Genomic DNA, 8,925 nt, shown 5'->3' on the forward strand with positions numbered 1-8,925 from the left:
GAGGGCAGGCTTTTGGCTTGCCCTTGCTTGCAATGAGGGGGTGTATTAAAATTTCTCCTTTAAATTTTAAGGATTATTATCAGATTTTACAGGTACATTATGATGCATCACCTGATGTCATCAAAGCTGCCTACAGAAAACTTTGTACACTGTACCACCCTGATGTAAGTCACAATCCAAATGAGGACAGGCGTATGTTTGATATAAACGAAGCATACAGCACACTCTCAGATCCTGCAAAGAGAACCGCTTACCATAAAAAATGGCTTGATAACCGTACAATGCGTTCCAAAAATGTTTATCCTGCCGCATCTTTTAACAGTTCTCTAACAAACTTATCTGCAAAAGATGTTTTGGACAAATTCTTTCATGCACTTCTTACTAAAAATTGGACAAACGCTTACTCCTGCCTCACTCTTGAGGATCAGGAAAAGTTTTCTCTCGAAGAATTCAGTGCATGGAAAGACGCTGTAAACTCCTGCTTTGAGATGCAGGATTACAGGATATCATTTTACAAAAACTACTATAAATGCCGTCTTGAGGGCGTTATTTACCCCCAGGTTACTGAATTTGCAGTTATTATAAACGATACGGATCTGCAGCTATCACAAACTTCGCAGAATATATCCCATAAATATGTCGCCTACGATGGAAATTCATGGAAGGTATGCTTGGGCATGCACTCTCTGAAACAGGCTACATTAAAATTTAAACTGATGGCTGCCAGACGACAAAATTATGACCCGGTTTCGATTTACAATAAAGCTGTATCAAGAAATGATCCATTAACCGGACTGCTAAGTGAAAAAGGGTTTTATGACGATGCATTCAAAGAAATAGAACGACACAAGCGCTACAATAATCCTGTCACTTTTGCCGTATTTCAGATTGATTGTGAAAAAACTGAGCGTGAGATATACTGCCTGTGCCAATGTGCAAGTATAATCAAAACAGAAAGCCGCATAAATGACATAATCGCAAGGCTTGGGAATAAGCAGATAATATGTCTCTTTGCTGAAACCAATGAAATACAGGCTGCTGCTGCCGTAAACAAATTTATGCATGCCATAAAACAACGCCAAAGCGAGCCTTTTACCGTAAATGCCGGTATTATGCAGTACAATAAGGTTCATTCTCTTGAGGATACAGTTTTTTCGATTTCTTCAAATGTAAGCAATCGAAAAAATACCGTAAAGATTAATAATACACATATATAAGGGGGATTAAGTATGAACATTGCTAAAAAGACTAATGATACAAAAAACAAAATGCTTATAATAAGTCTTTTTCTTGTTTTGGCATCTGTTTTCTGCTTCTCGCAAAAATCTTATGCCGCAACCAAAAAAACTACACTTAAAACTTCATCTGCATCAATTTATGTTAATGGTACATATACTATATCATTAAAAAATAAACTTAAAGATGCTACATATTTCTATACCTCCAACAAAACATCTATTGCAAAAGTATCTGCAAAAGGTGTCATAACAGGACGTGGAAAAGGTACCGCAAAAATAAATGTACGATATAAATACAAAGATACCTTTAAAAGTGTAGGAACATTCAAAGTAACTGTTAGTAAATCAGCCTTAAAAAAAGATTACACGAAAGTTACTGCTACTGTGGGAGATGTGCTCAAGCCATCTGACTATCTAAATAGCGTAAATGATTCTGCTGAATATGAGATTACCAGTAGTTCATCACAAGTTGTATCAGTTGCCACAAATGGTGCTATAACATGTCTTAAAGCTGGTACGACATCACTTACCCTACACGAAGTTTACAACAAGAAAAGCCGTAAAATAGGCAATATTGAGCTTACAGTAATCGGAGCATCTCTGCGCACTGATTATTTTAAGATTGCATACCTTAATACTCTTTCACTTGACAAAATAGTCGAGAATAAAGATGAAGATGCAATATATACCTTTACATCTGATTCCACAGACATAGCCAGATATCTCGACCTTTCAAGCAGTGGTATCATCTCAACTGTTACAGGAAACAGTGTACAATTATTCAATATAACCTTAGTTGAAATAAAGACAACCGGTGAAACAAGAAACATAGGAACTTTTAAACTTGAACTTACAAATGAACCATTTATAGCAGAGGCAGACCAAAGCATTAAAATAGGGCTTGGTGCAACACTCTCACTCTCCGACTATGAAGGTATAAATATAACAAACCAGCGTTCAGGTGCAACCTACTCCTTTAAACCGAAGGATACAAGCATTATCTCTAATGATATGGTAGCAACAAAATACGGAACAACGACGGTTGAAATTGAGGAAACATATTTAAACAGAGTCACTACACTTGATGAAACGGTTCAGGTTACTGTAACCACATCTTCAATAAAAAAAGAACTTAGCTTAGGCTATACCACTATGGTTGACGGCGATATCTATGGTGATTATCCTGTTGACTGCCGTGACCACACAAAGACCTACTACTATGAAGCCGAAAATACATCTATCTGTACCGTAACAACCGGAGGTACAAACAAAGATCAGGATTACCTTGTAATTTCTCCTTTAAAAGTAGGAATCACATCTATTTCCGTATTTGAAACTGTTCCTGGAACTTCCAGAAAAGAAAGAGTCGGAAACTTTAAAGTAACAGTTAAGGAGGACACAAGTGAACTTCCTGATATAACAAAATTAAAAGCAAGTGATATTATAAGGAGTATATCATTTACACACAATGACAAAACTGTAACCGGTATAGTCAGCAGTACAAACCTTATGTGTAATTTCTATGACAACACCGGAGGTCTCATTGACTATGGAACTAAATATTCAGATATAACACGTGGTAACTTTACAATGATACTGAAAAAATCAAAATATCTTATCACAAATGTCGAAACAAACAATGGAGGAAGTATCTGGACATTCACTATAGACCTTGGGGACAGCAGCCACACCCTCGTAAATGTACCTGTTGTACTAGTTTCATCAAGGCTTGATCCAAGTACATTTATTGATAACATAGTTGTAAAACTTGGCACAACGACAAATAAAATCACATCAATCAGTGCAACTGATACAACATTTACTACACAGTTTACAGCAGCACAATATGTGGCAGCAGGAGCTACTGAGTACAGCAGCAATTACGCAACAAAGGTTCCTCTTAGCAGCCTTACAAATGTAACTTGTATAGTCAATCAGAAAACCTACAACAGCATAAACACACCTACAGCCAATGCCGCTGTAACTAAAATAAGCACACCTGTTACAAGTAACAATAAAACATGGTCATTTACAGTAGAATTTGAAGACGGTACAAAACAGGCATATACGGTAGTATTGGGATTAAAATAAGTCAGGAGGCTAAAAATATGTCATCAAAAAAGGGCAGCTTCATAGTATTTGAGGGAATTGACGGAAGCGGAAAAACAACACAAATTAATCTTCTAAAACAAAAAATCGAGTCACTTGGTATCAAATGCCTCGATACAAGGGAACCATCTGATGGTCCTATTGGAGTTCTGATACGCCAATGTCTTACAGGCCGCATGCAGATGGATGAAGCTGCTCTTGCTGCATTATTCGCCGCAGACAGACTTGACCACATCAATAATAATACAAATGGTCTTAAAAGCAAAATTGATGAGGGAATATCTGTAATATCCGACAGATTTATACTATCAAATTACGCCTATCAAAGTGTAAAAGCACCACTCGAGTGGGTTATGCAATTAAACAGCCAGGCACTAAATACCCTTCGCCCCGACTGTCATATATTTATAGATGTAGCCCCAGAAACAACGCTTGACCGTATGGCAAACGGACGGTTTCAGACAGAACTTTTTGAAAATAAGACAAGGCTTACGCAGGTTCGTGAAAAGTATCTCGAACTTATCGAAAAACTTAAACAAACTGAAAATATAATCATAATTGATGGAAACAGCTCAATAAATGAGATAGCTGAAGAAATTTGGCAAAAAGTTTCCTATTTATTCACCGATTGATACGGCATATACAATTGTGATATAATAACACTAGAGGAGGAATTATCTTTGGACTTAAAAATTACACCTATGCAGCAGCTTCAACAAATTGAGCAAGCTGCAAAAACAACTGAATCAGATGGTTCCTTTCGCTTTACTTTACTTAGCACTATAGAGGAGCAGGAACTTCAGGCAACTCTCTTTACCATGATGCAGGAAATCACACAGCAGGGTGATAAACTTGGGAAACGCATGGATATAAGAGACATGAAAAATTACCGCAGGCTGATAAAAGAATTTATGAATGAGATTGCTACACATTCACACGAATTCAGCCGCGAGAACTTTCTCGACAAAAAGGGCCGCCACCGTGTATATGGTATTGTAAAGAAAATAAATCAGACCTTAGATGAACTGGCCGCAGAACTCTTAAAAGAAGAAAAAGACCACTTGGCTATACTTGAAAAAATTGATGAAATCCGAGGTTTGATACTTGATATTATCACATAATGTACTCTCAGCACATCCCTTAAGATATATTACAAAAAGCTTCCCAGAGTACATCATAGACAATCGGAGGTTTAGATATGGCAAACTTTAATGACATTATTGGCCAGGAAAATATTAAAAAACATTTACAGACTGCTATAAAACTTGGCAATCTGTCACACGCATATATTATAAACGGAGAAGATGGTTCCGGCAGACAAACCCTGGCATCCGCCCTAGCAAAAACCATCCAATGTGAAAATCGTACCAATGACTGTGATGCATGTGGTGTATGCAGGTCATGCAAACAGGCTGAATCACACAATCACCCAGATATTATTTATATTACTCATGACAAATCAAGCATAAGTGTAAATGATATCCGCGAACAGTTAAATAACGACATTTCCATTAAGCCTTACAGCAGTGAATATAAAGTGTATATCATACCAGATGCAAATAAAATGACAGAGCAGGCTCAAAATGCACTTTTAAAAACAATTGAAGAACCACCAGTATATGCAATCATCATACTGCTTACGGAAAATGTTGACAGTCTTTTGCCTACAATACAGTCGCGTTGCGTAACACTTACAATGAATCCTTTAGACAAAGATGATATATGCAATTATCTTGTCAGCAAACTTCAGATGGAAGATTCACAGGCACAGATAGCTGCAAACTATTGTCAGGGAAATATAGGCAAGGCAATCCGTTTTGCAAGTTCAAGCGATTTTATTGAAATGAAAAATCAGGTGCTTAAACTTCTCAAAAATGTTGATTCAATGGATGTTCCATCGATTATGGAAACAATAAAAGAATTTGCAAATCACAAAAATGATATCAACGATTATCTTGATCTTATGCTATTGTGGTATCGTGATGTCCTTATGTTTAAAGTCACAAAAGACGCAAACCTTTTATTATACAGTGACGAATATTCAGCTATATCAGAACAGGCGACAAAACGAAATTATGAAGACATTGAAAATATCATAGCTGCAATAGACAAGGCTAAAGTCCGTCTAAAAGCAAATGTAAACTTTGATGTCACTATTGAATTGATGATTCTTACAATGAAAGACTAACTAATTTTGCTTATGGAGGAAAACATGATATTAATTACAGGCGTTAGATTTCGAAAATCTGGAAAAGTATACTACTTTGATCCAACCGGATTTGATATAAAAAAGGGTGACCATGTAATCGTTGAAACAGCACGCGGAATAGAATACGGTCTTGTTGTTCTCGGACAAAAGCAGGTTACTGATGACAAAGTAGTTCAACCACTAAAGCCCGTTATACGAATAGCTACTGAGCATGACGATAAAATAAATGCCGAAAATGAGGAAAAAGAAAAAGAAGCATTTGATATATGCATTGAAAAAATTGCAAAACACGGTCTTGAAATGAAACTCATTGACTGTGAATATACTTTTGACAAAAACAAACTTCTCTTCTATTTTACCGCTGATGGCAGAATCGATTTCAGAGAACTTGTTAAAGACCTTGCATCTATTTTCAGAACAAGAATTGAACTAAGACAGATTGGTGTCCGTGATGAGACAAAACTTATCGGTGGAATCGGAATATGTGGAAGACCACTCTGCTGCCATACATTTCTCTCTGAATTTGCCCCAGTTTCCATAAAAATGGCAAAAGAACAGAACCTCTCGCTTAATCCAAGTAAAATATCAGGAGTATGCGGAAGACTTATGTGCTGTCTTAAAAATGAAGAAGAAGCATATGAATACTTAAACGAACGCCTTCCTCATATAAATGAGACAGTCTCAACAGCAGATGGTTACACAGGAACAGTTCAGAGTGTCAGCGTCCTTAAGCAGCTTGTCAAAGTTGTCATCACAAAAGAAAATGATGAAAAAGAAGTCAGAGAGTATCATGTTGATGACCTCCAATTTGAAAAGAGTTCAAAAAGAACATCTCCTTCTCCGGGGCTTGCACTCCCTGATGAGGAACTTGACGAAAATGCATTAAAAGAACTTGAGAAGATGGAAAAAGGTGATATTGAAGACCTTGCCGAAGAAGCTGAACAGAATAAGCAGAAAAATAAACGCCAGCCTAAAAAGAACTTTAATAAACATAAGAAAAATTTTGAACAAAAAGAAAACAGCCACGACAATTTTCAGGTAAAAAAAGGCAGACACCAAAATCGTGAAAACTATCACCAGACACAGAAAAATTTCCGACGTGGCAACGGTAATAACAATGGTGGCTACAATAACAACTATAACAATTTTAAACCTGAATAGGAATTATATATGAATGATAAATTACATTTAAAAGATGGAGAGCGACTCGATGATCTTCAATTAAATGGGCTTCATATAATACAGAATCCCGAAAAATTTTGTTTTGGAATGGATGCCGTATTATTATCATCATTTGCCTCTAAAACCATAAGGACAAACGATAATGTCCTTGACCTTGGAACCGGCACCGGTATCCTTCCAATACTTCTCTCTGCCAAGACAAAAGCAAAACATTTCAGTGCTCTTGAAATACAGGAAGAAAGTGTTGACATGGCAAAAAGAAGTGTAACATTAAATAATCTTAACGAACAAATTGATATTATAAACGGCGATATAAAAACAGCTTCACAGATATTCGGTGCGGCTGTTTTTGATGCTGTTACTACAAATCCACCATACATGAATGACAATCATGGAATCAAAAATCCCGATATGCCAAAAGCAATAGCAAGACATGAAATATTATGTACACTTGATGATATCGCAAGAGAAGCATCAAGACTTCTGAAAACCACAGGACGTTTTTATATGGTGCATCGTCCGTTTAGAATGACAGAAATATTATGTACACTTGCCAAGTACAAGCTTGAAACAAAACGTATATGTATGGTTCAGCCATTCGTCTCAAAAGAGCCAAATATGCTTCTTATTGAAGCAGTCAAAAATGGTAAGCCATTTGTCAAATTTGAACCACCGATAATCGTATATGATACACCGGGCGTATATACCCAACAACTTTTAAACATATATGGAGGTGCAATATGAATGTAACTGCCCCTGGCACACTTTATCTGTGTGCAACACCTATAGGCAATCTGGAAGATATGACTTTCAGGGTAATAAGAACACTTAAAGAAGTCGAACTCATTGCGGCAGAAGATACCAGAAATACTATTAAGCTTCTAAATCATTTTGAAATAAAAACACCAATGACAAGTTACCACGAGTACAATAAAATTGACAAAGCAAAATACCTGGTTGAAAAAATGCTCTCAGGAACAAATATCGCACTTGTAACAGATGCCGGCACTCCCGGAATATCAGATCCTGGAGAAGAAATCGTAAAGCAGGCATACGAAGCAGGAATAACTGTTACATCACTGCCCGGAGCATGTGCATGTGTCACAGCTCTCACACTGTCAGGACTTTCCACAAGGCGTTTTGCTTTTGAGGCATTTCTTCCAACAGACAAAAAAGAAAGAAAAATCATCCTTGAATCCCTGAAAACCGAAACCCGCACGACCATAATATACGAAGCACCACATCACCTTAAAGCTACCCTCTCGGAATTATATTCATATATAGGTGACCGCAAGATAACTCTCTGTAAGGAACTTACAAAACTGCACGAAACCGTACAGCAGATGACTATAGCTTCTGCAATCGAATATTACGGTACAACAGCACCAAAGGGTGAATATGTTATGGTTATTGAAGGAATTTCCCAACAGGAACTTGAAGAAAAGTCAATTCAGGAATGGGAAAAAATAACCATTGAAGAACATATGAATAAATATCTTACACAGGGTATGGATAAAAAAGCTGCTATGAAACAGGTGGCACTTGACAGAGGTATTCCAAAACGAGAAGTTTACAACTCACTTATAAACAAATGATTATTATCTTGTTCTATTATTACTTTTAATGCAGGCGTGTCTGTTTTTTCTATAAACAATCACGCCGATTAAAAGTGCGTAGATTAACAAATTGCTATTGTTATCCACAAAATAATTGTTATCTTTCTCATTTTCATTGTATCTCTCCTCAACTCTTCTTACGATATCATCGACAAATCTGTTATCAGGAAGTTCATCAAACATTGGACTGTCCTCATACTCATATTTATCACATTCATCATTTATATACTTTAATATAACCCTTAATTCCACAGGCATAATATAATCGTATTTATACTCATCTCCCTGTAACATATTCATACAGCAACTATTATTATTCTGCATCACTGCCTCCGCAGTCAAAGGCATCATATTTCCGCTGTCATACATTCCATTAAATACGTTTTTTTTCATATTAAAAGCACCATCAAATATTTTCACTACATTATATGCTTAAGTTTTTATTAAGTTCATTGCCTTTTTTTAAAAAACACACTATACTAAAATATTGAACAATTAATATTTTTATTTAGGAGACATGAGAGGTTAGTTACTGTAGGAGATTTTGGGAGAACAAGAAAGCCTTCATAAG

Annotated in this window: 8 protein-coding genes and 1 pseudogene; 8 read left to right on the forward strand and 1 reads right to left on the reverse strand. The window is 36.4% G+C overall.

The window, feature by feature from the left end:
* The first annotated feature begins 17 nt into the window (after positions 1 to 17).
* From KQI69_RS01210 to rsmI, 8 genes and pseudogenes are all read left to right on the forward strand, one after another.
* Positions 18 to 1,217 carry a DnaJ domain-containing protein gene (locus tag KQI69_RS01210; RefSeq protein WP_216563461.1) on the forward strand — a complete coding sequence of 400 codons (1,200 nt, stop codon included), beginning with the start codon at positions 18 to 20 and terminating at the stop codon, positions 1,215 to 1,217.
* Positions 1,218 to 1,229: 12 nt separating this feature from the next.
* Positions 1,230 to 3,329 carry a hypothetical protein gene (locus KQI69_RS01215; RefSeq protein WP_216563462.1) on the forward strand — a complete coding sequence of 700 codons (2,100 nt, stop codon included), beginning with the start codon at positions 1,230 to 1,232 and terminating at the stop codon, positions 3,327 to 3,329.
* Positions 3,330 to 3,346: 17 nt separating this feature from the next.
* The gene (tmk, locus tag KQI69_RS01220; protein WP_216563463.1) at positions 3,347 to 3,979 is read left to right on the forward strand and encodes a dTMP kinase; all 633 of its coding nucleotides are present in this window, start codon (positions 3,347 to 3,349) and stop codon (positions 3,977 to 3,979) included.
* A gap of 48 nt (positions 3,980 to 4,027) precedes the next feature.
* On the forward strand, positions 4,028 to 4,468 hold the full coding sequence (locus tag KQI69_RS01225; protein ID WP_216563464.1) for a YaaR family protein: 441 nt from the start codon (positions 4,028 to 4,030) through the stop codon (positions 4,466 to 4,468).
* 77 nt (positions 4,469 to 4,545) lie between these two features.
* On the forward strand, positions 4,546 to 5,535 hold the full coding sequence (gene holB / locus KQI69_RS01230; RefSeq protein WP_216563465.1) for a DNA polymerase III subunit delta': 990 nt from the start codon (positions 4,546 to 4,548) through the stop codon (positions 5,533 to 5,535).
* Positions 5,536 to 5,559: 24 nt separating this feature from the next.
* A pseudogene (locus KQI69_RS01235) lies at positions 5,560 to 6,361 on the forward strand (stage 0 sporulation family protein); the annotation flags it as partial.
* 365 nt (positions 6,362 to 6,726) lie between these two features.
* Entirely contained in the window at positions 6,727 to 7,482 is a 756-nt protein-coding gene (locus KQI69_RS01240; protein ID WP_216563467.1) for a tRNA1(Val) (adenine(37)-N6)-methyltransferase, read from the forward strand.
* Positions 7,479 to 8,333: a 16S rRNA (cytidine(1402)-2'-O)-methyltransferase gene (gene rsmI / locus KQI69_RS01245; protein WP_216563468.1), complete on the forward strand. Its 855-nt coding sequence runs from the start codon at positions 7,479 to 7,481 to the stop codon at positions 8,331 to 8,333. Before KQI69_RS01240 ends, rsmI begins: the two co-directional genes overlap by 4 nt.
* 3 nt (positions 8,334 to 8,336) lie before the next feature.
* Here rsmI and KQI69_RS01250 read toward each other — a convergent pair whose 3' ends face one another.
* Positions 8,337 to 8,747 carry a hypothetical protein gene (locus KQI69_RS01250; RefSeq protein WP_216563469.1) on the reverse strand — a complete coding sequence of 137 codons (411 nt, stop codon included), beginning with the start codon at positions 8,745 to 8,747 and terminating at the stop codon, positions 8,337 to 8,339.
* Positions 8,748 to 8,925 lie beyond the last annotated feature (178 nt).

Origin of the sequence: Eubacterium sp. MSJ-13 (genome assembly GCF_018918235.1) — a bacterium.
In the GTDB taxonomy this organism is placed as follows: Bacteria; Bacillota; Clostridia; order Lachnospirales; family Lachnospiraceae; genus Butyribacter.

What these genes read in the sequence shown, in the direction of transcription:
- KQI69_RS01215 (WP_216563462.1), top strand. Translation starts at nt 1,230, where the DNA reads ATGAACATTGCTAAAAAGACTAATGATACAAAAAACAAAATGCTTATA.
- tmk (WP_216563463.1), top strand. Translation starts at nt 3,347, where the DNA reads ATGTCATCAAAAAAGGGCAGCTTCATAGTATTTGAGGGAATTGACGGA.
- holB (WP_216563465.1), top strand. Translation starts at nt 4,546, where the DNA reads ATGGCAAACTTTAATGACATTATTGGCCAGGAAAATATTAAAAAACAT.
- KQI69_RS01240 (WP_216563467.1), top strand. Translation starts at nt 6,727, where the DNA reads ATGAATGATAAATTACATTTAAAAGATGGAGAGCGACTCGATGATCTT.
- rsmI (WP_216563468.1), top strand. Translation starts at nt 7,479, where the DNA reads ATGAATGTAACTGCCCCTGGCACACTTTATCTGTGTGCAACACCTATA.
- KQI69_RS01250 (WP_216563469.1), bottom strand. Translation starts at nt 8,747, where the DNA reads ATGAAAAAAAACGTATTTAATGGAATGTATGACAGCGGAAATATGATG.